Annotated in this window: 17 protein-coding genes; 3 read left to right on the top strand and 14 right to left on the bottom strand. The window is 68.8% G+C overall.

The window, feature by feature from the left end; all coding sequences use genetic code 11:
- Nucleotides 1-8: 8 nt before the first annotated feature.
- The 5 genes from ACZ6KY_RS12955 to ACZ6KY_RS12935 form a co-directional block, all read right to left on the bottom strand.
- A complete protein-coding gene (locus ACZ6KY_RS12955; RefSeq protein WP_469310352.1) occupies nucleotides 9-1,067 on the bottom strand; it encodes an NlpC/P60 family protein in 1,059 nt (352 codons plus the stop codon).
- A gap of 38 nt (nucleotides 1,068-1,105) precedes the next feature.
- Nucleotides 1,106-1,588 (bottom strand): poly-gamma-glutamate biosynthesis protein PgsC/CapC, encoded by a 483-nt coding sequence (locus ACZ6KY_RS12950; protein WP_469310351.1) that lies wholly within the window; start codon nucleotides 1,586-1,588, stop codon nucleotides 1,106-1,108.
- Nucleotides 1,585-3,729, bottom strand: coding sequence for a poly-gamma-glutamate synthase PgsB (gene pgsB, locus ACZ6KY_RS12945; RefSeq protein ID WP_469310350.1), 2,145 nt, complete (start codon nucleotides 3,727-3,729; stop codon nucleotides 1,585-1,587). Before pgsB ends, ACZ6KY_RS12950 begins: the two co-directional genes overlap by 4 nt.
- A 6-nt stretch (nucleotides 3,730-3,735) precedes the next feature.
- The gene (locus ACZ6KY_RS12940; protein ID WP_469310349.1) at nucleotides 3,736-5,997 is read right to left on the bottom strand and encodes a HAMP domain-containing protein; all 2,262 of its coding nucleotides are present in this window, start codon (nucleotides 5,995-5,997) and stop codon (nucleotides 3,736-3,738) included.
- Between the two features lie 359 nt (nucleotides 5,998-6,356).
- On the bottom strand, nucleotides 6,357-7,577 hold the full coding sequence (locus tag ACZ6KY_RS12935; protein ID WP_469310348.1) for a CapA family protein: 1,221 nt from the start codon (nucleotides 7,575-7,577) through the stop codon (nucleotides 6,357-6,359).
- A gap of 104 nt (nucleotides 7,578-7,681) precedes the next feature.
- Between ACZ6KY_RS12935 and ACZ6KY_RS12930 the strand changes: the two genes are divergently transcribed.
- Both ACZ6KY_RS12930 and ACZ6KY_RS12925 read left to right on the top strand, forming a co-directional pair.
- Nucleotides 7,682-8,575 (top strand): hypothetical protein, encoded by an 894-nt coding sequence (locus ACZ6KY_RS12930; RefSeq protein WP_469310347.1) that lies wholly within the window; start codon nucleotides 7,682-7,684, stop codon nucleotides 8,573-8,575.
- Between the two features lie 5 nt (nucleotides 8,576-8,580).
- Nucleotides 8,581-8,955 (top strand): PIN domain-containing protein, encoded by a 375-nt coding sequence (locus ACZ6KY_RS12925; protein WP_469310346.1) that lies wholly within the window; start codon nucleotides 8,581-8,583, stop codon nucleotides 8,953-8,955.
- 328 nt (nucleotides 8,956-9,283) lie between these two features.
- Here the strand turns inward: ACZ6KY_RS12925 and ACZ6KY_RS12920 are convergent, their stop codons facing one another.
- The 9 genes from ACZ6KY_RS12920 to ngcE form a co-directional block, all read right to left on the bottom strand.
- Nucleotides 9,284-10,807, bottom strand: a complete 1,524-nt coding sequence (locus ACZ6KY_RS12920) for an amino acid permease (RefSeq protein WP_469310345.1) — start codon at nucleotides 10,805-10,807, stop codon at nucleotides 9,284-9,286.
- 149 nt (nucleotides 10,808-10,956) lie between these two features.
- On the bottom strand, nucleotides 10,957-12,888 hold the full coding sequence (dxs, locus tag ACZ6KY_RS12915; protein ID WP_469310344.1) for a 1-deoxy-D-xylulose-5-phosphate synthase: 1,932 nt from the start codon (nucleotides 12,886-12,888) through the stop codon (nucleotides 10,957-10,959).
- Nucleotides 12,889-13,114: 226 nt separating this feature from the next.
- Nucleotides 13,115-14,437 (bottom strand): sugar ABC transporter permease, encoded by a 1,323-nt coding sequence (locus ACZ6KY_RS12910; RefSeq protein WP_469310343.1) that lies wholly within the window; start codon nucleotides 14,435-14,437, stop codon nucleotides 13,115-13,117.
- A complete protein-coding gene (locus ACZ6KY_RS12905; protein ID WP_328552899.1) occupies nucleotides 14,434-15,225 on the bottom strand; it encodes an ATP-binding cassette domain-containing protein in 792 nt (263 codons plus the stop codon). The genes ACZ6KY_RS12910 and ACZ6KY_RS12905 overlap by 4 nt, the downstream gene beginning before the upstream one ends.
- A gap of 246 nt (nucleotides 15,226-15,471) precedes the next feature.
- Complete coding sequence (locus ACZ6KY_RS12900; RefSeq protein ID WP_469310342.1) at nucleotides 15,472-16,575, bottom strand: sugar ABC transporter substrate-binding protein; 1,104 nt, start codon at nucleotides 16,573-16,575, stop codon at nucleotides 15,472-15,474.
- A gap of 121 nt (nucleotides 16,576-16,696) precedes the next feature.
- A complete protein-coding gene (locus ACZ6KY_RS12895) occupies nucleotides 16,697-17,896 on the bottom strand; it encodes an ROK family transcriptional regulator (RefSeq protein ID WP_469310341.1) in 1,200 nt (399 codons plus the stop codon).
- 240 nt (nucleotides 17,897-18,136) lie between these two features.
- Nucleotides 18,137-19,075, bottom strand: coding sequence for a carbohydrate ABC transporter permease (locus ACZ6KY_RS12890; protein WP_469310340.1), 939 nt, complete (start codon nucleotides 19,073-19,075; stop codon nucleotides 18,137-18,139).
- 15 nt (nucleotides 19,076-19,090) lie between these two features.
- Nucleotides 19,091-20,023: a carbohydrate ABC transporter permease gene (locus ACZ6KY_RS12885; RefSeq protein ID WP_469310339.1), complete on the bottom strand. Its 933-nt coding sequence runs from the start codon at nucleotides 20,021-20,023 to the stop codon at nucleotides 19,091-19,093.
- 80 nt (nucleotides 20,024-20,103) lie between these two features.
- A complete protein-coding gene (ngcE, locus tag ACZ6KY_RS12880; RefSeq protein WP_469310338.1) occupies nucleotides 20,104-21,555 on the bottom strand; it encodes an N-acetylglucosamine/diacetylchitobiose ABC transporter substrate-binding protein in 1,452 nt (483 codons plus the stop codon).
- A gap of 486 nt (nucleotides 21,556-22,041) precedes the next feature.
- On the opposite strand from ngcE, the gene ACZ6KY_RS12875 reads away from it, so the two are divergent.
- A complete protein-coding gene (locus ACZ6KY_RS12875; RefSeq protein WP_469310337.1) occupies nucleotides 22,042-25,866 on the top strand; it encodes a GH92 family glycosyl hydrolase in 3,825 nt (1,274 codons plus the stop codon).
- Nucleotides 25,867-25,894 lie beyond the last annotated feature (28 nt).

Below are 25,894 nucleotides of genomic sequence, written 5' to 3'. Positions count from 1 at the left end.
TCAGCCGTTCACAGGCGCTTGGCGCTGCGCAGCAGCCCGGCGTAGAAACCGTTGCCGTCGATGCGGGAGGCACCGCCCTTGTCACCCATGGTCGGTCCGTTGACCTCCTTGCGGCTGGAGATGAAGACGCGGTGGCCGTCGGTGTCGACTCCCAGGTACAGGCCGACGTGGTCCAGGTGGTTGCCGGTGCGGTGGTCCATCTTGAAGAAGAGGAGGTCGCCTGGCTGGACCACGTCGATGTTCTGGGGGCGCGTGTACCAGGGGGCCGGGCCGGAGAGCTTCAGGATGTCGACGCCGGCCTTCGAGCGGGCCATGCCGTCGGCGCTGCGCGGCAGTCCGTCGCCGGACGTGTTCGTCGACATCAGCGGATAGCGGGCCCGGTAGCCCCAGACCATCCGCATGAACCCGGAGCAGTCCAGGGCGCGGTAGCGATCCTTGCGCGCCACCATCGTGGTGCCGTCGCGGAAGGTGTAGCCGATGCCCAGGTAGTCGTAGAAGTCGTTCTGTTCGAGGCGGTCGACACCGTCCTCCTTGAAGGGGCCGAAGACCGCGTCACCCGCGTACGGGACGCCCTCGTCGTCCTTCTTCACCGGTGCGCCCTCGATGTACTGGAAGGCGATGGCGAAGACGTCGTCGGCCTCGCTGCCGTAGAACTCCTTGAACCAGTCCTTGAACCACTGCTCCTTCTCGGCACCCTTGCGCCAGGCCTCCGGCATCAGACGCACCCAGTCCTGTGTCATGACACGGGTCCGGGTGTTGGCCGGCTCGGAGAAGGTGCGGGAGGGGCCCCGGAGGGTCGCGGTGCGGGCGCCGTCCGTGAAGGTGGCGAGGACGTCGCCGTTCTCGCCGCGCAGCACGGAGCGCGTCGGGTTGTTCAGGCGCTCCCAGGTCTGCTTGCCGGTGGCCTTGCCCGAGTTCTCCAGGTCGGGCCTGTCGGTGACGGCCTGCACGGCCGGGACCTTCGCCGCCTCGTCCTTGCGGAGTTCGAAGGTGAAGTACGCGCTGCCCGCGAGCAGCGCGATGACCGTGGCCGCGTGGAGGACGGGACGGCCTTTGCGCTTCGGCATGGTGACGGCTCCAGAGGTTCCGGGGAAGACGGGCGGGCTCAGGCGGACGGCATGGCGCCGAGGAGGATTCCGGCGGTCAGCACGACATACGTCGCGAGGGTGACGGCGCCGGTCGACAGCAGCGTGGCCCCCTTGGGCTGGCGCACGAGCTGGTAGCCGACGAGACCGGGGACGATGAAGCCCAGGGTCTGGTTGGCGTACAGGAGCGGGAACTCCATCTGGAGCACGATGATCACGGACGCCTGGATCAGGACGCCGCTCAGCACGACGGCCGCGAACAACCGCTTGCCGTAGAGGATCACGAAGCGCTGGAGCAGCAGCGTGGTGACGTACGTCAGAACGGTCACGCCGACGACGAGCGCGGCGCGCTGAAGGTCCTCGATGAGGGTGAGCGCCAGCCAGCCCGGGGTGATCATGCCGCCGGGCGAGAGGTTGGTCGTGAGGTAGCAGACCAGCGAGAACATCAGGCCCAGGCCGATGCCTATCGCGGCGATCTCGGGGGTGAGGACGGAGGGGATCAACGGGGCTCTCCTGGGCTGTGCCACTGCTGGGGGTCGTCGGCGGGGCGGGCGGAAGGGACGCGGGGTTCGAACGGACCCCGGGATCCGGGCTGTTCACCGAGCCCGGGCGGTGTCTGAAGCCGCGCGGCGGCGGGCCCCGGCGCCCCGTCCGGCCAGGGCTCGAGCCCTTGCTCGGGCCGGTACGGCGGCTCGGGCCGCTCCAGTTGATGCTCCTGGTGCGGGTGCTCCGGCTGATGCCCCTGCTGCGGGTGCTCCGGCTGGTACGCGTGCCGCGGCTGCCGCCGCGCCTCCTCGGGCTGGTACAGGTGCTGCGGCCGCTGCCGCCCCTGCTCGGGCTGGAACGAATGTCGCGGCTGCTGCTGTTGGGCCCGCTCCGGCTGGTGCTGGTGCCGTTGCGCCTGCTCCGGCTGCTGCTGGTGTGTCTGCTGCGGGTATTCGGGACGCGCCGGACGGGCGCGGCCCTGCTGCGGACCCCCCTCCGGCGAGGGCGCCCGCTGCGGCTGCTCGTGTGCCGCCTGCGGCTGCCCCTGCTGCGAGTGGGGCGGCTGCGAGTGGCCCTGCTGAGCTAGGTCGTGCTGCTGGTACCCCTGCTCAAGCTGCCCCTGCTGCTGGTACCCGGCCTGCGGGTCGCCCTGCTGCGGCTGGCTCTGGCGGACGCGCGTCGGCTGCCGGTGCCCCCGCTGCGCGTAGGCCGGCTGCGGGCTGTCCTGCTGGGGGTACGGGTGGTCCGCGGCGCGCTGGGCGGGGACCTGGGTCCGGGGTGCGTACCGCGACTCGTACGCCTCCGAGTACCGCTGGTACGGGTCGATCCGCGGCGCGTAGAGCTGCACGGTCTCGACGTGCTCGCGCACGGCCTGCGCCACGCGCGGGTCATCGGCCGCCGCACCGGCGCCGTCGGCCGTGTCGGCGTCGGCGTCGGCGGAGTTGCCCGCGTGACCAGCCGCGTGCTCGTCGACGCTCTCGTCCGCCGGGAGCTCGGCGAGGTGCTCCAGAAGGTGTTCGCCCTGGCCGTGGATGTTGCCGATGGCGACCAGCGAGGTGTCCGTGCCGAGCTCGCCGAGGAGCTGCCGCATGAACTCCTCGGGGTCGCGGCGGTCGCCGCCGAGGTCGACCGCGCGGGAGCGGTACTCCGCGGGCATCGCGTCGATGGCGCTCTTGGCCGGGTGGCCGATCACGAAGACCTTCTCGGGGTCGAGCTCGGGGATGATCTCGCCCATCTGGCCGTTGCGCTCGACACGGTCGGGACGGCAGTTGATGACCACGTTGAGCGGGCGGTGGACGGCGCCGAGGTCGAGCAGCTGGTTGATGTTCATCAGCGTCGACTCGGGGTCGTTGGCCGCGAAGACGTTGGCGAAGCGGAGTTTCTTGCCGTCCTCGGTGACATACCGCTCGACGGAGAGGACACCGGGGTCCGGGGGCGCGTCGTACATGCCCTGGAGAGCGGTCTGCCGCTCCACACCGAGGAGTTCGGCGACGGTGAGCGCGATCGCCACGTTCTCCTTGAAGGTGAACCAGCTGAAGCCGCGCAGCTCCTCGTCCGAGACGGTTTCCGGGTCGGCGTAGACCAGTTGACAGTCGCGGGAGTCGGCCTCCTCCTGGAGGATGCCGAACCGGTCCTGCTCGGCCGTGACACAGATACCGCCCTCCGGCATGGACCGGGAGAGCGAGCGGGCCACGTCGTCGAGGGTGGGGCCCATCTCGGCGAGGTGGTCCTCACGGACGTTGCACAGGACGCCGATCGTGGAGCGGATCAGCTTGGACTGGTTGATCTCCTGGAGGGCCGGCATGACGGCCATGCACTCGATGACCAGGGCGTGCGGGTTGTACGCGGCCGCGCGCCGGACGATACCGATCTGCTCGACGACATTGGCGATGCCGAACTTGCGGTAGACCGGCTCCTCGGTGGCGTCGGGGTGGATGAACCGGGCCGCCGTGCCGGTGGTCTTGGCGACCGTGGTCAGCCCGCCGCCGCGCAGCGCGCCCGCGCACAGCCTGGTGATGGACGACTTGCCGCGGATGCCGTTGACCAGCACCCGGGTGGGAATGTTGTCCAGGTTGGTGAAGTGCCGCCGCTGTTCGACGACACCTGCCACCAACAGGATCGCGCAGCACACCACCAGGACGGTGAAGGGGAAGAGCACGGCTGATCAGTTCCTTACGGGCTGCTGGTGGGTGGTGCCGGGTGTACTCCGGCGCGGGGACGGCTGCTGTCTGCGCTGTTCCTGGAGCTGCTGGCGGACGAGTTCCAGGGAGCGGGCGACCGCGCCGACCTCGTCGTGGTTGCGCGGGAACAGGACGGTCTTGCGGTCCCCGCCGGCCAGCGCCTCGGCCTGCCCGGCCAGGGCGCGCAGCGGCCGGGCCACCACGATGTGCATCCAGCCGAGGCAGGCGGCCGCGGCCGCGGCACCCAGCAGTCCGGCGAGCACCGTGCGGTGCTGGATGTCGTACTCGGGGATGGCGAGCCGGTCCGCGGGCTGCCAGCTCACGACGGTCCAGCCGAGCTTCTTGGCCGCGCCGCCTCCCGCGAAGGGTGCCGCGGCGGCGATCTGCACCCCGCCGTCGCGGTAGAGGACACCGGCGGCGTGCGCGGACTTGCCGGCCTTCTGTCCGGCCGCGGAGGCCAGGTCCTTCAGCCGGTCGTCGGGCAGCGACTGGAAGGCGAGGTAGCCGGTGTTGCCCGCGATGATCTTGCCCTGGTCGTCGACGAGACGTACGACGCCGAGGCCCGGCCTCTTGAGCACCGAGTTGAGGAAGTCGATCCGGAACTCGCCCACCAGCGCAGATCCGTCGCGGCCGGGGATCTCCGCGGTGCCGACCACGAGCGGCTTCTTGCCGCCCCGGCCGAGCAGCCGGATGGGGTCGGCGGTGGCGGGCCTGGGCCGCGCCTCGCGGGGCTCGTCGCCGACCCGGGCGACCACGTGGCCGGAGGCGTCGACGACGTAGAGCGACTGGTAGCGCAGGTGCTGGTCGAGCGTGCGGTCCAGCACCTTGGTCATGTCGGCGGGGGACGTGCGGTCGCCGATCAGCGTGGCCACGGACTGGAGGTCGGCCTCGCCCTCGTTGAGCGCGCGGCGGACCCGGTCGGTGAGCGTGTCGGTGCGCTCGCGCTGGTCGTTCACGAGCTGCTGCGGTACGACGACGGTCCCGTCGGCCCGGTTGAGGATGAGCAGCAGCGGGGCCGACCAGGCGAGCAGCAGGACCGCGCAGACGGAGAGGAGCCCGCGGGTGCCGATGCGGCGCGGGCCGCGCGGCCGGGCGGCGGACCCGCTCTGCTCGGCGGGTTCGCCGAGCAGCTGGCCGCGCAGTCGCTCAAGGGCCGTGCCGATCCGGCGGGCCTCGCCGTAGCCGGGCACGTTCACCGGGCGCGCCAGGTCGCCGCGGGTGAGGCGGCGCGACTCCAGGAAGAGCCGGATGAGCGGCCGCTGCACGGTGCCGAGCAGGACGGCGACGGCGATGCCGCCGATGACCAGCAGGGCGCCGGCCGCCATCAGTCCGAAGACGGGTGAGGTGGAGCGGGTGGGGTCCTCGGCGACCTTCACCATGGCGACCACGCTGAGGCCGAGGGCGGTCGCCGTGGTGGTCTCGCCGGGCTGCGGCGAGGCGAGCGTGGCGTATCCGGCGACGGACCGGTCGGAGAGGAAGGTGCCGCCGAGCAGGCTGCCGCTGACGCCCGGGTAACCGCCGGAGCCGGGTTCCCTGGTGCTGAGCGGGTTGTTCCCGGCCTTGGCCGCCGCGTTCTTCGCGAAGGACCTGAGCTGCTTGCCGGACGCGGCGACCTCCTTGCGCTGGAGGTCGGTCAGAACCTGCTCGGGCTCGGGGATGCCGTCGCTGCTGAGGATCGTCCCGGAGCGGTCCACGACCGCGATGGCGCGGAACCGGCCGAGGCTGATGCCGGGGAACTTGAGGCTGTTGGAGGCGACGAGAAGCAGCTGGGGCTTGCCCGGCCAGGACAGCAGCGCGAAGGACAGCAGCCGGACCTCGCCGTTCTCCAGGCGCACCATGCGGGGCGCGAGACCGCCCTCGTCGCTCAGCGCGGACCGGTCGAGGGAGGTCAGCGGGACGGTCTCGCCGCGGGTCGCGACGAGCTTGCCCGACCGGATCTCGATGACCGCCGTACCCATCCACTTCTGGTACGTGTTGCCCAGTTTGTCGAGGACGGTGTCGCCGGAGACCGGCGCGCCCGCGCTGAACAGGGCGGCGGAGCGGTCGAGGTCGGTCACCGACTCGTCGATGGAGGCGCGCAGGGCGATCGCGCCGTCCTCCGCGAAGTGCTGCTGCGAGGTCTGGACGGCCCTGGGCAGCGTGGTGTCGCCGGCCGGACCGAGCACGAACGCCGTGACGGCGGCGAGGGAGAGGAGGAGCACCGAGAGGACCGCTATGGGCGGCCGTATGCCGCCAAGCAGCGACATATCAGCTCTGCGGCGAGCACGGTGCTGCCGCGCCGGGGGCGATGACGCCAACGGACAGGTCCTCTCAAGCGGTTGTACGGGCGGACGAGCGACCTGCTCGCGGTGCGGGTGGTACGGATGCGACGCGGAGGTACAGAAGGGAGAACTGAGTCCCTGCGCGTGTCAGACCGGCGAAGGTAAGAAAAAGTTGCACGAATCTAAAGTGATCTGAACAACACCACAATTCGGACGGACATCTTCGCGCAGATCCGCTGAATTCCGGTTCCGATCAGGCTCGGGACCGCTCCGGCGGCCCGGGCGAACAGCGGCGCCAGGCCCCAGGTCGGGCCGGACGCCACCGGTCCTGGCGTCTGGTGACCTCAGCCCGGCAGCTCCGTGAGGGGCCTCAGCCCGTCCTTCGCCGCGCCGCGGTTGAGCATGGTGCCCTCGGTCCGCTCGAAGGCCAGCCGGAGACGCGACCGCTGCTGGTCGCTCAGGTCGTCGCGCTTGAGCTCGGCCGCCACGTCCACCAGCCGGTAGTCCTCGACCTGGCCCTTCGCCGGCTCGGCCGGGGTGCCGTCCGTGCCGGCCTCGGGGTCCGGCGGAATCTGCGTGAGGGTCGGCTCGTACCGGGCCTCGACGTCCCACCTGCCGCCGCGCTCGGTGAAGGTGAACCAGCCGATCACGCCCTCCTCGGTGAGTCCCGTCGGCACGTCGTGGCGCGCGGCCTGATTGCCGAGGCCGTACGCGATCCATGTGCCGTCGACCTTCTCCATCGGCTGCACGACATGCGCGTGGTGCCCGATGACCAGGTCGATCCCGGTCTCCCGGGCCAGCCGCCGGGCGAACTCGAGCTGCGGGGTGGAGGGGTTCGGGTGGTGCTCACGGCCCCAGTGGATGGAGAGGATCACGACCTCGGCACCGGCCGCGCGGGCCCGCTTCTCGGCCGTCCTGATCCGGCCCAGGTCGTTCCGGTTGACCAGCCACGGCTTGTCCTTGGGCACCTCATGGGCGTTGAAGCCGAAGGCGAAGGAGATCTGCGCGACCTTCACACCCTTGACGTCCATGATCAGCGGGGTGAGCGCGTCCTTCTCGGTCCGGAAGGAGCCGGTGTGCTTGAGGCCCACGGAGTCCAGCGTGTCGAGGGTGCGTTTCACCCCCGCGTAACCGTGGTCGATCGAGTGGTTGGAGGCGGTCGAGCAGGTGTCGTAGCCGACGTCCTTGATGGTCCCGGCTATCTGCGGCGGCACGAGGAAGTCCGGGTAGCTCTCGAAGGGGCCGTTCGGCTTGCCGATCACCGGCTCCATGTGGCAGATCCCCAGGTCCGCCTTGCTGATCACCGGCTTGACCCCGGCCATGAGCGGACCGAAGTCCAGGCCGTCGGCGCCCTTGCCGGTCTTCTCGGCGTCCGCCCTCGCCTGGTCGATCAGCTGAGGATGGATCAGGATGTCGCCGGCCGCGGCCACCGTGAACGAACGCCCGCCCGCCTTCGACGCCGAGCCGGAGCCGCCTCCGACGAGACCGCATCCCGCCAGGGCGGCGACGAGGGCGACGGGGGCCAGGAGGGTGGGCAAGGTGCGGCGGCTACGACGTCTGGTCACCGAGATATCTTGATACAACCATGAGGGCAAACCGCTCCAGAACGATAACGATCGCAACACTTCTCCTGCTCCTCACTTCCCTCGCCGGATGGGGAACGGTCGTCGTGCGCGGCACCCACGACACCGGCGGGGACGCGGTGGGCGACCACCAAGGGGACGGTCCGCCGGCCGTCGACCTGGCCCGCGCCGTCGCGGCCTACACCGACCGCTTCTCGCCGGAGGGCGCCTTCCGGCCGCCCTCCCGCGCCGAGCGGCAGACCGTCGCCGACGGGGTGGGGCTGCTCCTCGACCACCGCCGCGAACAGGCAGAACAGCGGCTCGCCGAGGTCGACTTCGCCGTGCGCACACTGGTCGACAGCGGCACCGGACGCCGATTCACCGAGGTGTACGACCGTGTCGACCAGGGGCCTTCGCCACGCGGCTGGGGCCGTGTCTTCGTCGACCTCGACCACCCCGTCCGGTGGTCGGTACAGGTGCCTCATCCGGTCGCGGACGAGAACACGGAACTGCTGGGCGTACGCGTCCTGAAAGGCTCCCCCGGAGGTCTCCTGATCATTGCCGGAGCACATCGCAAATCCGGTGAGGGGAACGCCGCGGACGTGGCGCACCGCCGGGACACGGTGTTCCACGCGGTCTGCGCGGAACTCGTCAGGCGCCGTGTCGCGGGCGTCCAACTGCACGGCTTCGCCCAGGATTCCGCCCCGGGCTACGACGTGATCGCCTCGGCGGGCGCCGGAACGGCCGGCCGCCCCGCGGGCCGCCGGCTCGCCGACGCGCTCCGGGCGAGGGACTTCGCCGTGTGCCGGGCCTGGACCCGCACCTGCCCGCTCGCCGGGCGGGACAACGTGCAGGGGCGGGCGGCCGCCGCCGACGGGATTCCTTTCCTGCACGTGGAGTTCGCCCCGGGGCCGCGGGCGGACGCCCCGCGGGCGGCCCGGGTGGCCGAGGCCGTGTCCGTCGTGACGCGGCGCTGGGCCGAGGGCGTTCTGGCAGGGTGAGGGGCATGACGACTCTGCTCATCGTGGACGGCGCCAATGTGGTGGGGTCCGTGCCGGACGGCTGGTGGCGGGACCGTCGCGGCGCCGCCGAGCGGCTCAGGGACACGCTGGCGGACCTCGCCGAACGGGGTCTGCCCGGCCGCCCCGGCCCGCTGGAGATCGTCCTGGTGGTGGAGGGCGCGGCGCGCGGGGTGGACTCCGTCCCCGGGGTCCGTGTCGACGAGGCTCCGGGCAGCGGCGACGACCGCGTGGTGGAACTGGTGGCCGGGGCGCCGGACCGCGCCTGTCTGGTCGTCACGGCCGACCGCGAACTGCGGCGCCGGGTCGGCGAACTGGGCGCGGAGGTCACGGGGCCGCGCACGGTACGCCCCGGACCCTGACCACCGGTCCGGGTGTACGGCACCGCCGCCCGCGCCACTGCCCCACGCGGACCTCGCCGACCTCGCCTTCCTCGTCGCCGTTCACCGCGTGCGTCGCGTTCACCGCGTGCGCCGACGGCGCCCACGAGCGCGGTATCGCGTCCGCCGCCCGCGCTCGCGCGGCCCCGGTGGCCGGCGCGCGTCGCGACGACCGGATCGGGTCCAGGGCCCCCGTGACACCGGCCCGCGCACCGCACCGCCGCCGTCCGGCGGGCGTACGAGCACGCCACAAGGCCCCGCCGTCCCGGCCGGAGCGGGACGTACGGGGCCCGGGGGCACGGCGAGTCGGCTACCCGGCGGTGCCGCCGCGCGGGTTGCGGGTCTCGCCGAGTGTCGTCTCCTCGTGCCGGCCGAGGCGGCTGTGCGAGCGCCCGTAGAGGAAGTAGACGACGATGCCGATCACCATCCAGATCGCGAACCGCAGCCAGGTCTCGGCGGGCAGGTTCAGCATCAGCCACAGCGTCGCGAGCACCGACAGGATCGGCACCCACGGCACCAGCGGGGTGCGGAAGGCGCGGGGCAGGTCGGGGCGGGTGCGGCGGAGGATGACGACGCCGACGGCGACCACGATGAAGGCGAAGAGCGTGCCGATGTTGACCAGTTCTGCCAGCTCACTGAGACTGGTGAAGCCCGCGAGGATCGCGATGATCACACCGAGCAGGATCGTCGGCCGGTGCGGGGTGCGGAACCTCGGGTGCACGCGGGAGAAGAACCGCGGCAGCAGTCCGTCGCGGCTCATCGCGAAGAAGACCCGGGTCTGGCCGAGCAGCAGGATCATGCAGACCGTGGTCAGTCCGATGGCCGCGCCGAAGCTGATCACGCCCGCGTACCAGGGATGCCCGGTGGCCTTGAAGGCGTCGGCGAGCGGGGCGTCCACGGACAGCCTGGTGTACTTCTCCATGCCCGTGACCACGATCGACACGAGGACGTAGAGCGTGGTGCAGATGACGAGCGAGCCGAGAATGCCGCGCGGCATGTCCCGCTGCGGGTTCTTCGTCTCCTCGGCGGCGGTCGCGACCACGTCGAAGCCGATGAAGGCGAAGAACACCACGGAGGCCGCGGTGAAGATGCCCATCACGCCGAAGTTGGTCGGCGCCCAGCCGAACATCAACTGGATCAGCGGTGTCTTGATGCCGCTGCCCGCCTCCACGGCCTGCGCCGGGGGGATGAAGGGCTTGTAGTTCTTGCCCTCGATGAAGAAGGCACCCGCGATGATCACGATCAGGACGACGGTGACCTTGATCGCGACGACCAGCGTGGTGATCCGGGCGGAGAGCTTCACGCCGACGACGAGGATGGCGGTGAGCACCAGCACCAGCGCGGCGGCGAGGATGTCGAAGCCGAACCCGTGGGCCCCGTCGCGCCCGCTGAGCGACTCGGGCATGTGCCAGCCCGCGTTGTCCATCAGCGACCGCACATAGCCCGACCAGCCGACGGCCACCACCGCCGTGCCGAGCGCGAATTCCAGGACCAGGTCCCAGCCGATGATCCAGGCGGGCATTTCGCCGAGGGAGGCGTAGGCGAAGGTGTACGCGGATCCCGCGACCGGGACGGTGGAGGCGAACTCCGCGTAGCACAGGGCCGCCAGCGCGCAGGCGACCCCCGCGGCGACGAAGGCGAGCGAGACTCCCGGTCCCGCGTTCTCCTTGGCCACCTTGCCGGTGAGGACGAAGATGCCGGTGCCGATGATGACACCGACACCGAACACGGTGAGGTCCAGAGCGGACAGCGTCTTCTTGAGCGCGTGCTCCGGCTCCTCAGTGTCCAAGATCGATTGTTCGACCTTCTTCGTCCTGAAGAGGGTGTTGCTCACGGACGTACCTCCCACGCTTGTCGTCCTCGACATGATCGAGAGGGCAGGTAGCACGTATCCCCCGACGCGGCCCGGTTCACGCGGATGGGCCGGTTCCACCACCCGTACAGGGTGCTGAAACCGGCCCATCGGCCCAGCCTGTGCCGCTGTCAGTCGCGCGCGGGCTCCACCGCGTCCATGGCCTGCGCGGCGGTGCGCTCGTACCGGCCGTCGAGCTTGGCGACGAGACCGGTGACCTGCCGGGCGATGTCCGGCGCGGTCAGGCCGATCTCCGCCATGACCTCGGCGCGCGAGGCGTGGTCGAGGAAGCGCGGCGGGATGCCGAAGTCGCGCAGCGGGACGTCGACGCCCGCGTCGCGCAGTGCCTGCGCGACCGCCGAGCCGACTCCGCCGACCCGGGAGTTGTCCTCGACGGTGACGACCACACGGTGCTGCTCGGCGAGCGGGGCCATGGCCTCGTCGACCGGCTTGACCCAGCGGGGGTCCACGACGGTGGTGGAGATGCCCTGCCGGTCGAGGAGAGCGGCGATCTCCAGGCACATCGGGGCGAGCGCGCCGACGGAGACCAGCAGCACGTCGGGCGCGTCGGTGCCGGGCTCCCGCAGGACGTCCATGCCGCCGATCCGGCCCACGGCCGGCACGGCCGGGCCGACCGCGCCCTTGGAGAAGCGCACCACGGTGGGCGCGTCCTTCACCTCGACGGCCTCACGGAGCTGAGCACGCACCTGGTCGGCGTCGCGCGGCGCGGCGAGCCTCAGGCCCGGGACGACCTGGAGGATGGACATGTCCCACATGCCGTTGTGCGAGGCGCCGTCGGTGCCGGTGACGCCCGCGCGGTCCAGGACGAAGGTGACGCCGCACTTGTGCAGGGCCACGTCCATCAGGACCTGGTCGAAGGCGCGGTTCAGGAAGGTCGCGTACACGGCGAACACGGGGTGCAGTCCGCCGGTGGCGAGGCCCGCGGCGGAGACGGCGGCGTGCTGCTCGGCGATACCGACGTCGTACACCCGCTTGGGGAACGCCTTGGCGAACCGGTCGAGGCCGACCGGCTGGAGCATCGCGGCGGTGATCGCGACGATGTCCTCGCGCTCCTTGCCGAGCTCGACCATCTCCTCGCCGAAGACGGAGGTCCAGTCCGCGCCGGAGGAGGCGATCGGCAGGCCCGTGTCGGGGTGGATCCTGCCGACGGCGTGGAAGCGGTCCGCCTCGTCCTGGAGGGCGGGCTGGTAGCCGCGGCCCTTCTCGGTGAGGCAGTGCACGATGACCGGGCCGCCGAAGCGCTTGGCGCGGGCGAGGGCCGACTCCAGGGCCTCGATGTCGTGGCCGTCGATCGGGCCGACGTACTTCAGGCCGAGGTCCTCGAACATGCCCTGCGGGGCGATGAAGTCCTTCAGGCCCTTCTTCGCGCCGTGCAGGGTCTCGTAGAGAGGCTTGCCGACGACCGGAGTGCGCTCCAGGAGGTCCTTGCCGCGGGCCAGGAAGCGCTCGTAGCCGTCGGTGGTGCGCAGGGTCGCCAGATGGTTCGCGAGACCGCCGATGGTCGGCGCGTACGAACGCTCGTTGTCGTTGACGACGATGATCAGCGGGCGGTCCTTGGCGTCGGCGATGTTGTTCAGCGCCTCCCAGGCCATGCCGCCGGTGAGGGCGCCGTCACCGATGACGGCGACCACGTGGTCGTTCCTGCCGAGCACCTCGTTGGCCTTGGACAGGCCGTCGGCCCAGCCGAGGACCGTGGAGGCGTGCGAGTTCTCGATGACGTCGTGCTCGGACTCGGCCTGTGAGGGGTAGCCGGACAGGCCGCCCTTCATCTTCAGCCGGGAGAAGTCCTGGCGGCCGGTGAGCAGCTTGTGGACGTAGGACTGGTGGCCCGTGTCCCACAGCACCCTGTCCTTCGGTGACTCGAAGACGCGGTGCAGGGCGATGGTCAGCTCCACGACACCGAGATTGGGGCCGAGATGGCCGCCGGTCTTGGAGACCGCGTCGACGAGGAAGGTCCTGATCTCGCCGGCCAGCTGGTCCAGCTGCTCCAGGCTGAGCCGGTCCAGATCGCGCGGTCCCCTGATGCGGGTCAGCAGCGGCACCCGTGCCTCCTTGCAGTAGAGCTGTTGCCGGGCTTGGTCGAGTCTAATGTTCCGCCTTCTCGGGCGCGGGCCGGGCCTGGCGATGTACGCCACACGATCGGCCCAACCCGACGGGAACAAGCGTTCGCACCCGGACGTGACTGTGCCCGGCGCCGCCGTGGGCGCCGGGCACAAGGTCTTTCACAGGGACGCCGCCGCGATGTGCTGCGGCGTTCCCCGCGGAGTGTTACGCGCGGCCCGCGGCCTTCTGGCTCTTGCGCGAGACGGAGTCGATGACGACCGCGCCCAGGAGCACCGCACCAGTGATCATGTACTGGATCGAGGTGTTCATGTTGAGCAGGTCGAGACCGGTCTGGATCGACTGGATGACCAGCATGCCCAGGAGGGCCGACCAAACGTTTCCGCGACCACCGAAGAGGCTCGTACCACCGATGACGGCCGCCGCGATGGCGAGCATCAGGGTGTTGCCGCCACCGGCGTTCAGCGTGGCGCTCGCGGTCTGACCGGCGAAGAACATACCGCCGACCGCCGCGAAACCGCCGGAGATGGCGAAGACGGTGATGCGGACCATGGGCACGCTGATACCGGCGCGGCGCGCGGCCTCGATGCCACCGCCGACCGCGAAGATCTTGCGGCCGTAGGTGGTGCGACGCAGCACGAAGTCGACGATCACCAGGGAGGCGAGGAAGATCACCAGGGCGTTGGAGACACCGGAGGCGTTGTTCAGCACGGCGGCGGCGGCGAAGGACGCCACGGCGAGCGCACCGACGCGCAGCGCGATCTCGCTGGTGGGCCGGAAGGGCACACCGGCGGCCCTGCGGCGGCGCTGGTCGATGAGCGAGCCCACGAGCATCGAGGCGACACCGAGGCCGGCCAGCAGGTAGGCGCCGATGACGGCCTGGCCCATGAAGAAGGAGCTCTGGCCGAGCAGGTACACCGGGCCGCTGTCGGCCGGGATGTTGATGGTGCCGCTCGAACCGAGCAGCCACAGCATCAGGCCGTTCCAGCCCAGGAAGCCGGCCAGCGTCACGACGAAGGCGGGCACGCCGATCCTGGCGAAGAACCAGCCCTGCATCGCGCCGATGACGGCACCGGTGAGGACGGTCAGGAACAGGGCCAGCCACGGGTTCACGCCGTGGTTGACCACGAACACCGCGAAGACCGTGGAGGCGAGGCCGCTGACCGAGCCGACGGAGAGGTCGATCTCACCGAGCAGCAGGACGAACACCAGGCCGATGGCCAGCATGCCGGTGGCCGACATGAAGTAGCTGATGTTCGACAGGTTGTCGGCGCTCAGGAACCGGCTGTTCTGCGTCTGGAAGATCGTCCAGATGATGATCAGACCGACGAAGACCGGCAGCGAGCCCAGCTCGCCACCCTTGATCTTGCGCTTGAACTCGGTGACGTAGCCCTTGAGACCCTCTTCGCGGACCAGCAGACGCGGGTCCACGACCGACACGGGAGCGGCAGTGGGGTCGTCGGAGGGAGCCACCGTGTTCTGGTGCTCCACCTCGGCCTCCGCCTTGGAAACCTTGGACGTGTCGCTCACTTTGCGGCCTCCGTGTTGCGACGCCCCGCACGACGGGTCACGGCGTTGTCCGTGGCTCCGGTGATCGCGGCGATGATCTCTTCGTGGCTGGTGTCCTTCACGGAGAAGGAGCCGTTGTTCTTGCCCAGGCGCAGGACGGCGACGGTGTCCGCGACGGCCTTCACGTCAGCCATGTTGTGGCTGATGAGAATGACACCGAGGTTGCGCTCGCGCAGCCGCTCGACCAGGTCGAGGACCTGCGCGGTCTGCTCGACACCGAGAGCGGCGGTCGGCTCGTCGAGGATGACGACCTTGGGGTCACCGATGAGGGCGCGGGCGATGGCCACGACCTGGCGCTGACCACCGGAAAGACTGGCGATCGGGATACGCACGCTCGGGATGCGGATGGAGAGTGTGCTGAGCAGCTCACGCGCCTTCTGCTCCATCGTGACCTCGTCGATCACGCCGCGGTGCAGCAGTTCACGACCGAGGTAGAGGTTTCCGACCACATCGAGGTTGTCGCACAGGGCGAGGTCCTGGTAGACGGTCGCGACGCCGAGTCCCTGGGCGTCATGCGGCTTGTTGATGCTGACGGGCTGACCGTCCCACTCGATGACGCCTTCATCGATGGGGTGGACACCCGCGATTGTCTTGACCAGGGTGGACTTTCCTGCGCCATTGTCGCCCACCAGGGCGACCACTTCTCCGGGGTGGACCTCCAGCTCGACATCGGTGAGTGCCTGCACAGCACCGAATCGCTTGGAGACTCCGCGCAACGCCAGCACGGGCGTAGCGGACACGTGAACCATCTCCTTCGCCGCCTGACCGGCGGGGATGCCGCGCTCGAACCAACCGGCGCGGAGGGATGTGCGAAATGCACAAGGTTTACAAGATGAACATGCGCGAATCCGCTGCATTTCGCAACGGATCCATCCGACGCCCGCCCCGCAGCGGGGTGTGAAGGTGGGGCAGGCGTCGGACAGGTTCGCGAGACCGCTGAGCGGCCGTGACCCGGGCGGCCACCCGTTGTACGGAGGTCGCCCGAGCCGGTCGTGCTACTGCAGGCCGGCAGCCTTGCAGGCCTTGGCGAAGTCCGCGGTGCAGATGTCAGCGACGGTGTAGAGGCCGTCCTTGATCACCGTGTCCTTGATGTTGGCCTTGGTGACCGAGACCGGGACCAGGAGCTGCGAGGGCACCTTGTCGCCGGAGCCGCTGGTCAGCGTCTGGTTGGCGAGGGACTTGATGTCCTTGCCCTCCAGCAGGTTGACCGCGAGCTGGGCAGCGGCGTCCGCCTCCGGCTTGAAGGCCTTGTAGACGGTGGAGGACTGGGTGCCGGCGACGAGGCGCTGGATACCCGCGAGCTCCGCGTCCTGACCCGTCAGCGGGATGCCACTGATCTTCGCACCCTTGAGGGTGTTCGCGATACCACCGGCCATGCCGTCGTTGGCGGAGTAGACGCCCGCGATGTTCTTGGCACCGAGCTGCGTGATGGCAGCGGACATCTTCTGGGCGGCGACGGTGTCCTTCCAGAGGCCGGACTGCTCGTAAGCGATCTTGACCTTGCCGTCGAGGGCCTTGTGGGCACCCGCCTTGAACTGACCGGCGTTCGGGTCGGCGTCGTCACCGTTGATCATGACGATCTTCGACTTGGGGGTCGCCTTGGAACCGAGCGCGGTGAGCAGCGCCTGGCCCTGGAGCTCGCCGACCTTCTCGTTGTCGAAGGAGACGTACGCCGAGACCGGACCCTGGGCGAGGCGGTCGTACGCGACGACCTTGATGCCCTTGTTGACCGCGGTCTGGATCGAGGACTTGATGGCGGCCGAGTCCTGCGCGCTGATCACGAGGACCTTGACGCCCTGGGTGATCATGGTGCTGACCTGCTGGGCCTGCTTGGCGGCGTCACCGGCCGCGTTCGCGTACTGGACCTTGCAGTCCGGGCACAGCTCCTTGACCTTCGAGACGAAGAGCGGGTGGTCGAACTTCTCGTAGCGCGCGGTGACGCTGTCGGGGAGCAGGAGACCGATGGTCTTGCTGCCCGAGGAGGAGGAGCTGCTGCTGTCGCTGGAGCTCTTGTCGCCGGCCTTGCCACAAGCGGCCACCGAGAGGGCCATGGAAACAGCGGCGGTACCGATGACGACTCTACGCATCGTGTTGTTCATTGGTGGTGCCTCCCTGACAGGGCCGCAACGCTGCGGCCGAGGTGGTTTGGAGTCAACTCGGCCGCCCGTGCGACGTCAAGAAGTAAATACTTAACGGGTTGGCAACGGCGTGTTTCGTTCTCTAAGTGAAGGCAGGTGTAACGACAGGCAGAGACCCGTCCAAAAGGGTCGAATCGCCCATCTCGCTGAGCGCGAGAGCAAGCGCCCCGAGGACCTCCGCACGGCCCCCGAGCGCCCCTGGCAACACCGAGAGTTGACGTGCGGCGCTGGGGATCGCGTAGCGGCCGACAGACTCCCTGATGGGCCCGAGGACGAGCTCGCCGGCCTCGGCGAGATCGCCGCCGAGGACCACCCGGCTCGGGTTCAGCAAATTGCAGAGATTCGCGACTCCACTACCGATATGTCGGCCGACGTCGGCGATCACGCGACGGCAGCCCGGATCTCCGTCCCGCGCCAGCCTGACCACGCCCTCCATGGTCAGATCGGTCCCGTGACTGGACTGGAGGAGCGGCAGCACATAGCGCGCCGCCGCAAAGGTCTCCAGGCAGCCGCGGTTGCCGCAACGGCAGACGGGGCCGGATTCGTCCAGTGTAATATGCCCGATTTCTCCCGCTGTGCCGCCAGGGCCGCGGTAGATCTTGCCCTCTATCACCAGGCCCGCGCCGACACCGCTGGCGACCTTGATGTACGCGAGATCCCTGACCCCGCGCCCGCTGCCCCAGACCATCTCGCCGAGCGCGCCCAGATTGGCGTCGTTGTCCACGTACACGGGCACGCCGAGCCGCCCCCGCAGCTCCTCGGCGGGCCTGGCGCCGGTCCAGCCCGGCAGGATCGAGGTGGACCCCAGGGTCCCCGATTCCACGTCGATGGGACCCGGCACGCCGAGCCCCACGCCCGCGACCTTGGAACGGTCGACGCCGGTCGCCTCGATCAGGCGGCTGACCAGTTCCTCGGCCCGGTCGAAGCCCTGCGCGGCGGAGGCGTCCACGTCCAGCGGCTCGGACTCCTCCGCCAGCACCTGATGGGCCAGGTTCCCGACCGCGACGCGCAAATGGGTATGCCCGAAGTCGACACCGATGACGATGCCGGCGTCGCCGCTCAAGGAGACGCTGCGCGCCCTGCGGCCGCCGGCCGAAGTGGGTGTGACCTCGACCGTTCCACCGTCCTTGAGTTCTCGGACGATATTGGAAACGGTCGCGGCCGACAGGCCGGTCGTCCTCGCGATCTCCGCCTGCGTGAGCGAGCCGGCCAGCCGCACCGCTCGCACGACGCGTTCCAGATTGGCTCGGTGCAGCGAAGACTGCGACCCCGGAGTCTCCATCGACTCATCCACTCCTGCCCTCAGCCGGGCGGCCCCGATGCCGCCCGTGTGATCTGGGTCACGCCAACGGGACCCCGGTCACTTACAAGTTGTGAACTCCAAGCTCCGCTGAACGGGTTACCGCAGTCAAGTCCTTGACGAAAATCGGCTCCGCCCTCAGGTTCGATTTCCGGCCGCACCCGGACACGCGTACGCCACCCCCGGGACAGAGGTGGCGTAGGCGAAGAAAGGGTCGAATCGTTACTTGAGGGTCGCCGAGGTGAGGCCCGCCTGGACCTGGCGCTGGAAGGACAGGTAGACGACCAGCATGGGGATCATCGCGATCGTCACGCCGGCGAACAGGACGGGAAGGTCGGTGGCGTACCCCTGCTGCTGCTGGAGCTGGATGAGGCCCTGGGTCAGAACGTAGCGTTCCGGATCCGAACTCGTCTGCGGCTGCATCAGCACCGAGGGCAGGATGTACTGGTTCCACTGGCCGAGGACGTTGAAGATGCCGACGCTGAGCAGTCCGGGCTTGGCCATCGGCAGCATGACTTGGAAGAACGCCCGGGTGTGCGAGGCCCCGTCGAGCACCGCCGCCTCGAAGACCGCCGTGGGCAATGTCCGGAAAAAGGAGTGCATGAAGAACACGGTGAACGGCAGCGAGTAGGCCACGTACACCAGGATCAGACCTTGGTACGTGTTCAACATGTCGAGACGCTTGACCATGAAGAACAGCGGCACCAGGGCCAGGAAGACGGGGAACATGGCCCCGCCGACGAAGAAGTAGTAGATGAGCCGGTTGCCCGGGAACTCGTAGCGGGCCAGGACGTAGGCCGCCATCGCGCCGAGGAGCATGGTCAGCGGGACCGAGAAGACCAGGACGATCAGCGTGTTGGCGAAGTAGTCGCCGATGCCCTTGTTCCAGGCCCGGATGAAGACGTCGAACTGCCAGTTGGAGGGCCAGCCGAGGGCCGAGCCGCCGATCTGCGCGTCGGTCTTGAAGGAGCTCAGGACCAGCCAGAGCAGCGGCAGGATGATCAGGATCGCCCACAGGGCCAGGAACCCGTGCGAGAAGACGTTGAGGGCCATGCCCTCACCGCGCTTGTCACCGGGCCTGGGCGGGGCCTTCCTGGCGTTTCGTTGCGGGGGTACTCCGGCGCCGTCGACCTTCGTCGGCTCCGTGATGGGTGCGCTCATAGTCGTGTCTCCCGCTCAGAACTCGATGCGCTCGCGGCGGGTGGCGCGCAGCGTGACCACGGACAGGATCAGGGTGAGGAAGAGCATGACGACGCCCATGGCGCAGGCGTAGCCGCTCTTTCCGAAGTAGAGGAAGTTGCGCATCATGACGTTCGCCATGACCTCGCTGTGGTGGTCGGGCCCGCCGCCGTACCCGGTGCCCTGGGTCGTGGTCGAGACGAGCACGAACATGTCCATCGCGATGATGCCCAGATAGACCCAGGCGGTCTGCACCGTGTCCCACAGCAGGGGCAGGGTGACCCGGAAGAAGGTGTGGGCGCGGCTCGCGCCGTCCAGCAGCGCGGCCTCGTAGATGTCCCGCGGGATGGACTGCATGGCGGCGGAGAACAGCACCAGATAGAAGCCGACGCCGTGCCAGACGACGACCGCCATCAGACACCAGAGCACCAGGTTGGGCTCGTTCATCCACTCGATGGGGTTGTTCCCGTCGACCAGACCGAGCTTGATCAGCAGGCCGTTGAGCAGACCGCCGCTGTCACTGCGGTAGAGGGCCCCGAAGAGCACCGCCACGATCGCGAGCGACAGCACCTGCGGGAAGAAGTACACGATCTTGTAGAACCGCGAGCCGGCGACGCCCTGTACGCCACCGGCGCCACCCCGCCCGCCCGCGTTCACCATGAAGGCGAAGAAGAGGGCGAGCAGGATGGTGATCACCGGGATGAACACCAGGAACAGGATGTTGTGCCAGATCGCTTCGAGGAATACGTCGTCCTGGAACAACGCCTTGTAATTGTCCAGGCCGACGAAACTGAACGTCTGCGACTGACCCCTCCAGTCGGTGAAGGAGTAACCGATGGTCTGTATGTAAGGCCAGATCACGAAGATCAGATACAGCGCCAAAGGTGCGAGGAGAAACCCCGCGACGAACCGGTACTGCCCTTTTCGCATGGCATCCTGCCCTGGTGTTCCGGGTCTGCGACCCGGGTGTTCCGGGTGCGCGTGCCCCTGATGTTCCGGGTTTTACGTGATCAGTCGCGGTGGTTCTTCTTGGACTCCGGGTCCTTGGCCGCCTTGTCGACCGCCGCCTGGGCCCGCTTCAGCCATTCCTTCGGCTGAATGCGCTTGGACATCAGCTCGTTGGACGCGTTCTGGATGGAGACGTCCATCTCGCTGTACCAGTTGGGGTACAGGTAGTTGAAGGTGTTGTCACCCGCCGCCTTGGACGCGTCGACGGTGGACTGCGTACCGGGACGCAGCGTCACGCCGTCGGACACACCGTCCTTGAGGATGGTGAGCGAGTTGGCCTTCTGCGCGAAGAGCGTCGACCACTCCTTGGAGAGCATGGAGCGCATGAACTCCTGGGCCTCGGGCAGGTTCGCGGCCTTCGCCGGGATGATGAACGGCTCACCGGAGCCGGCCCGGATCGCCTCGAACGGCAGCTTGTCGCCGGGCAGGCTGGGCATCGGCATGAACTTCATGTCGAAGTCGGCCGGGGTCTGCTTGAGCTGCTCGTTCTCCAGCCAGGAGCCACAGGTGATGAACGCGGCCTTGTACTGGTTCCACCGGGTCTGCGACTCGGTGTGGGTCAGGCCGTTGGTGCCGGCCATCAAGTAGCCCTTTTCCACGACCTCGTAGATCGCCTCGACGGCCGCCAGGGCGGCGTCGGACCCGACGAACGCCTTGGGGTCGAGGTTGTCGATCGCCTTCATGGCGTCCAGACCGCCCTTCTTGGCGATCAGGTCCATGATGGCGACGTTGATGTAGTACGGGTACTTGCCCTGGTGCGCGAGACCGCCGATGCCCTGCGACTTGGCGTCCTTGCAGATGGCGAGGAAGGCGTCCCAGGTCTTGGGCACCTCCCAGCCCTTCTCCTTGAAGAGCTTGCCGGAGTACCACAGGCCCCACACCGTGTAGATGTAGTTCAGCGAGACGACCTTGCCGCCCTGCAGGCCCGGGTCGAGCGTGCCCGGGATCAGGGTGTCGCGGACCTTCTTGGTCGGGTCGTCGATGGACGGGGCGTCGAGGACCGAGGCCAGGTCGAGGAGTTGGCCGCTCTTGTAGAGCACGTCCAGCTTGATCTGCTGGGCGCCCGAGTCGTCGACGATGTCCGGCGGGTTGCCGCCGTTGAAGCGCGGCTGGAGCTTGCCGGTGATCTCCTGGGTACCGGTGTGGGCGCTCTTGGAGCCCCACTTCTTGTCGAAGGCCGCTTCCCACGCCTTGGCGTAGTCGTCGCCGTAGCCGCCCTTGAAGACGACGACGTCGAGCTTGCCGCCGCCCTTCTTCAGACCGAAGGGGTTGTCCTTGCTGGTCTTGCCGGTGCCCTTGTCGCTGGACTTGTCGTCACCGCCCCCGCCGCTCGCACACGCGGACAGGAAGCTCATCGTCGGGACGGTGATCAGACCGAGTGCGGCCGACCTCTTGATGAGGTCACGGCGGCCGACACCCTCGGGGCTGCTGTTCTCGGCGGAAGTGGATCCCATGCTCAAGTCCTCGCCTTCTCCAGGACTCAGGCGGTGAACCGGATCCTCCCCGGCACCGCGGTTAGGTCAAGCTGGGGTCGTGCATGGGGGATTCAGTGGGACGAATCGGCGGTACGTGTATGAACCACGGTCCGCCGGCCCTCGAAATTCCCCCCTGGGTCCTGCCTGTCCAGCGCCAGTCGATCGACTGGCCGGACGCGACAGGTATAGTCCACTTCCCGCCAGCGGAGCAAGATCGAATGCAGGTTTGACCGTCGGTCTTTTCCGAGTTGAGACCTCCCGGAAATATGGGGCAGCCCCGGACCACCCCGGCGAAGATCCACAGCGGCCGGCCTCCCGCAATGAACGCAATGCACGGTTCGTCACGCGGCATTCACCCCGGATGCCACACCCAACACCCTTGACAGCGCTGTCAACTTGGCTCCCAAATGGTCCTTGCGCATCGAAATTGACAACGTTGTCCAGGTGCAGGGAGAGTGCTCGCGCATGCAGCACAGAGCTCGGTACAGACAGAGTTTGACGCGTCGGACCGGATGGCTTTCCTCGACGGCACTGGGGGTGGCGGCCCTCTGCCTGTTAGCGGCCTCGCAGGGCGCCGCGGTCGCCCTGCCGGCCCGAACGACGGCCGCCGACCGGGAGTTCACCTCCTCGTTCGAATCGGGTGATCCATCTCCGGACTGGCTCAACACGGTGGATACGGCTCCCGACGGGACGAAGCGGTCCGCCGGGGTCGACGGCGGCTACAGCACCGGCATCCCCGGAAACGTGACCGACCATGTCACCGACGTGCGGGCCAGCGGCGAGAACACCGGCGCGGGCGAGGTCAAGGAGAACCTCGTCGACGGCGAGTCGAGCAGCAAGTGGCTGACCTTCGAGCCCACCGGCTGGGCGGAGTTCGACCTGGACGCGCCGGTCAAGGTGGTCACGTACGCGCTCACATCCGCAAACGACCACGACGAGCGCGACCCCCAGGACTGGACCCTGGAGGGCTCCACCGACGGCAAGGACTGGAAGACCCTCGACACCCGCTCCGGCGAATCCTTCGGCGAGCGGTTCCAGACGAAGACGTACGACATCCAAAGTCCCGTCGAGTACCAGCACTTCCGGCTCGATGTCACCAAGAACAACGGCGGCGACATCCTTCAGATCGCCGACGTCCAGTTCTCGACGGGCCAGAGCGACGACCCGACGCCCAAGGACATGCTCTCGCTCGTGGACCGGGGGCCGAGCGGCTCACCGACCGCCAAGGCGGGCGCGGGCTTCACCGGCAAGCGGGCACTGCGCTACGCCGGCACCCACAAGGGTGACGGCCGTGCGTACTCGTACAACAAGGTCTTCGACGTGAACGTCGCCGTCGGCCGCGACACCGAACTGTCGTACCGGATCTTCCCCTCGATGGCGGACGGCGACCGGGACTACGACGCCACGAACGTGGCCGTGGACCTGGTCTTCACCGACGGCACCTCACTGAGTGATCTGAACGCCGTGGACCAGCACGGATTCGCGCTGACGCCGCAGGGCCAGGGCGCGTCCAAGGTGCTCTACGTGAACCAGTGGAACAACGTGGCCTCGCGGATCGGCTCCGTCGCGGCCGGGAGGACCGTCGACCGGATCCTCCTCGCGTACGACTCGCCGAAGGGCCCCGCGAGGTTCCGCGGCTGGCTGGACGACGTCTCCCTGAAGACGGCCGCCCCGGAGAGGCCCAAGGCACACCTGGCCGACTACGCGCTGACGACCCGCGGCACCAACTCCAGCGGCGGCTTCTCGCGCGGCAACAACTTCCCGGCGACGGCTGTCCCGCACGGCTTCAACTTCTGGACGCCGGTGACCAACGCGGGCTCGCTGAGCTGGCTGTACGACTACGCCCGCGCCAACAACGCGGACAATCTGCCCACCATCCAGGCGTTCAGCGCGAGCCATGAGCCGAGCCCCTGGATGGGTGACCGGCAGACCTTCCAGGTGATGCCGTCGACCGCCGCGGGCACCCCGGACACCGGGCGCACGGCCCGCGAACTGGCCTTCCGGCACGAGAACGAGACCGCGCGGCCGTACTACTACGGGGTGACCTTCGAGAACGGTCTGAAGGCGGAGATGGCGCCGACCGATCACGCCGCCGCCCTGCGCTTCACCTATCCCGGTGACGACGCGAGCGTGATCTTCGACAACGTGACCGAGCAGGCGGGGCTGACGCTGGACACCTCGGCGGGTGTCGTCACCGGTTTCTCGGACGTGAAGTCCGGCCTGTCGACCGGCGCGACACGGCTCTTCGTCTACGGGGTGTTCGACGCGCCCGTGACCGACGGCGGCTCCAGCGGCGTCAAGGGCTACCTGAAGTTCAGGCCCGGCTCCGACCACACCGTCACCCTGCGCCTGGCCACCTCGCTCATCAGCATCGACCAGGCCAAGGACAACCTGGCCCAGGAGATCCCGGACGGCACGTCGTTCGACGCGGTCGAGAAGGGGGCCCGGAAGCAGTGGGACCGGCTGTTCGGCAAGGTCGAGGTGCAGGGCGCCACTCCTGACCAGCTGACGACGCTGTACTCCAGCATGTACCGGCTGTACCTGTACCCCAACTCCGGCTTCGAGAAGGTGGGTTCGACGTACCAGTACGCCTCGCCGTTCTCCCCGATGCCGGGTCCGGACACCCCGACCCACACCGGCGCGAAGATCGTCGACGGCAAGGTGTACGTCAACAACGGCTTCTGGGACACCTACCGGACGACCTGGCCGGCCTACTCGCTCCTGACGCCCGGTCAGGCGGGTGAGATGGTCGACGGGTTCGTGCAGCAGTACAAGGACGGTGGCTGGACCTCGCGCTGGTCCTCGCCCGGCTACGCGGACCTGATGACCGGCACCTCCTCGGACGTGGCGTTCGCGGACGCGTACGTCAAGGGCGTCGACTTCGACGCGAAGTCGGCGTACGAGGCGGCGCTGAAGAACGCGACGGTCGTCCCGCCGACCTCCGGCGTGGGCCGCAAGGGCATGGCCACCTCCCCCTTCCTCGGCTACACGAGCACCGACACGGGCGAGGGCCTGTCGTGGGCCATGGAGGGCTACGTCAACGACTACGGCATCGCCGAGATGGGCAAGGCGCTCTACAGGAAGACCGGCGAGAAGCGCTACAAGGAGGAGTCGGACTACTTCCTCAACCGCTCCCAGGACTACGTGAACCTCTTCGACTCGAAGGCCGGCTTCTTCCAGGGCCGGGACGCGAAGGGCGACTGGCGGGTCGACTCCGCGAAGTACGATCCGCGCGTGTGGGGTTACGACTACACGGAGACCGACGGCTGGGGGTACGCGTTCACCGCGCCGCAGGACTCGCGCGGACTGGCCAACCTGTACGGCGGCCGCGGCGCGCTCGCGGACAAGCTCGACACGTACTTCGCGACCCCCGAGACCGCCTCGCCGGACGTCGTGGGCTCGTACGGCGGGGTCATCCACGAGATGACCGAGGCCCGGGACGTACGGATGGGCCAGTACGGGCACTCCAACCAGGTGGCCCACCACGTGAACTACATGTACGACGCCGCGGGGCAGCCCTGGAAGGCCCAGAAGAACATCCGCGAGGTCCTCTCCCGTCTCTACTCCGGCAGCGAGATCGGGCAGGGCTACCACGGTGACGAGGACAACGGCGAGCAGTCGGCCTGGTACCTCTTCTCCTCGCTCGGCTTCTACCCGCTGGTGATGGGCAGCGGCGAATACGCCATCGGCTCCCCGCTGTTCACCAAGGCGACGGTCCACCTGGAGAACGGCCACGACCTGGTGATCAGGGCCCCGCGGAACAGCACGAGGAACGTGTACGTGCAGGGCGTGCGGTTCAACGGCAAGCGGTGGAACTCGACTTCGCTCCCCCACTCGCTGATCACCCGGGGCGGAGTGCTGGAGTTCGACATGGGCGCCAAGCCGTCCTCGTGGGGCACGGGCGAGGACGCGGCGCCGGTCTCGGTCACCCAGGACGACAAGGTGCCGTCGCCGCGCGCGGACGTTCTCAAGGGAGACGGCGCGCTGTTCGACAACACCTCGGCGACGGACTCCACCGTCACCTCGGTGGACCTGCCGGTCGGCGCCGCCACCCAGGGGGTCCAGTACACGCTGACGTCCTCGGACCACACGAAAGCCCCGACCGGCTGGACCCTGCAGGGTTCCTCGGACGGAACCACGTGGACGGATCTCGACAAGCGCTCCGGCGAGTCCTTCCCCTGGGACAGGCAGACCCGGGCGTTCACGGTCGCGAACCCGGGCTCGTACGCCCACTACCGTCTCGTCCTCGACGCCGAGTCGACCCTGGCGGAGGTGGAACTGCTGGCGTGAGCCACAGCGGAAGGGAAAGGGGCGGGCC

This window comes from Streptomyces sp. NPDC042002 (assembly GCF_055588305.1).
This window is presented reverse-complemented; position numbering and strand designations above follow the sequence as displayed.

Coding starts and splice junctions, on each gene's coding strand:
- ACZ6KY_RS12940 (WP_469310349.1), bottom strand. CDS start 5,997: ATGTCGCTGCTTGGCGGCATACGGCCGCCCATAGCGGTCCTCTCGGTG.
- ACZ6KY_RS12955 (WP_469310352.1), bottom strand. CDS start 1,067: ATGCCGAAGCGCAAAGGCCGTCCCGTCCTCCACGCGGCCACGGTCATC.
- ACZ6KY_RS12905 (WP_328552899.1), bottom strand. CDS start 15,225: ATGGTTCACGTGTCCGCTACGCCCGTGCTGGCGTTGCGCGGAGTCTCC.
- ACZ6KY_RS12925 (WP_469310346.1), top strand. CDS start 8,581: ATGACGACTCTGCTCATCGTGGACGGCGCCAATGTGGTGGGGTCCGTG.
- ACZ6KY_RS12900 (WP_469310342.1), bottom strand. CDS start 16,575: ATGAACAACACGATGCGTAGAGTCGTCATCGGTACCGCCGCTGTTTCC.
- ACZ6KY_RS12885 (WP_469310339.1), bottom strand. CDS start 20,023: ATGCGAAAAGGGCAGTACCGGTTCGTCGCGGGGTTTCTCCTCGCACCT.
- ACZ6KY_RS12895 (WP_469310341.1), bottom strand. CDS start 17,896: ATGGAGACTCCGGGGTCGCAGTCTTCGCTGCACCGAGCCAATCTGGAA.
- ACZ6KY_RS12875 (WP_469310337.1), top strand. CDS start 22,042: ATGCAGCACAGAGCTCGGTACAGACAGAGTTTGACGCGTCGGACCGGA.
- ngcE (WP_469310338.1), bottom strand. CDS start 21,555: ATGGGATCCACTTCCGCCGAGAACAGCAGCCCCGAGGGTGTCGGCCGC.
- ACZ6KY_RS12890 (WP_469310340.1), bottom strand. CDS start 19,075: ATGAGCGCACCCATCACGGAGCCGACGAAGGTCGACGGCGCCGGAGTA.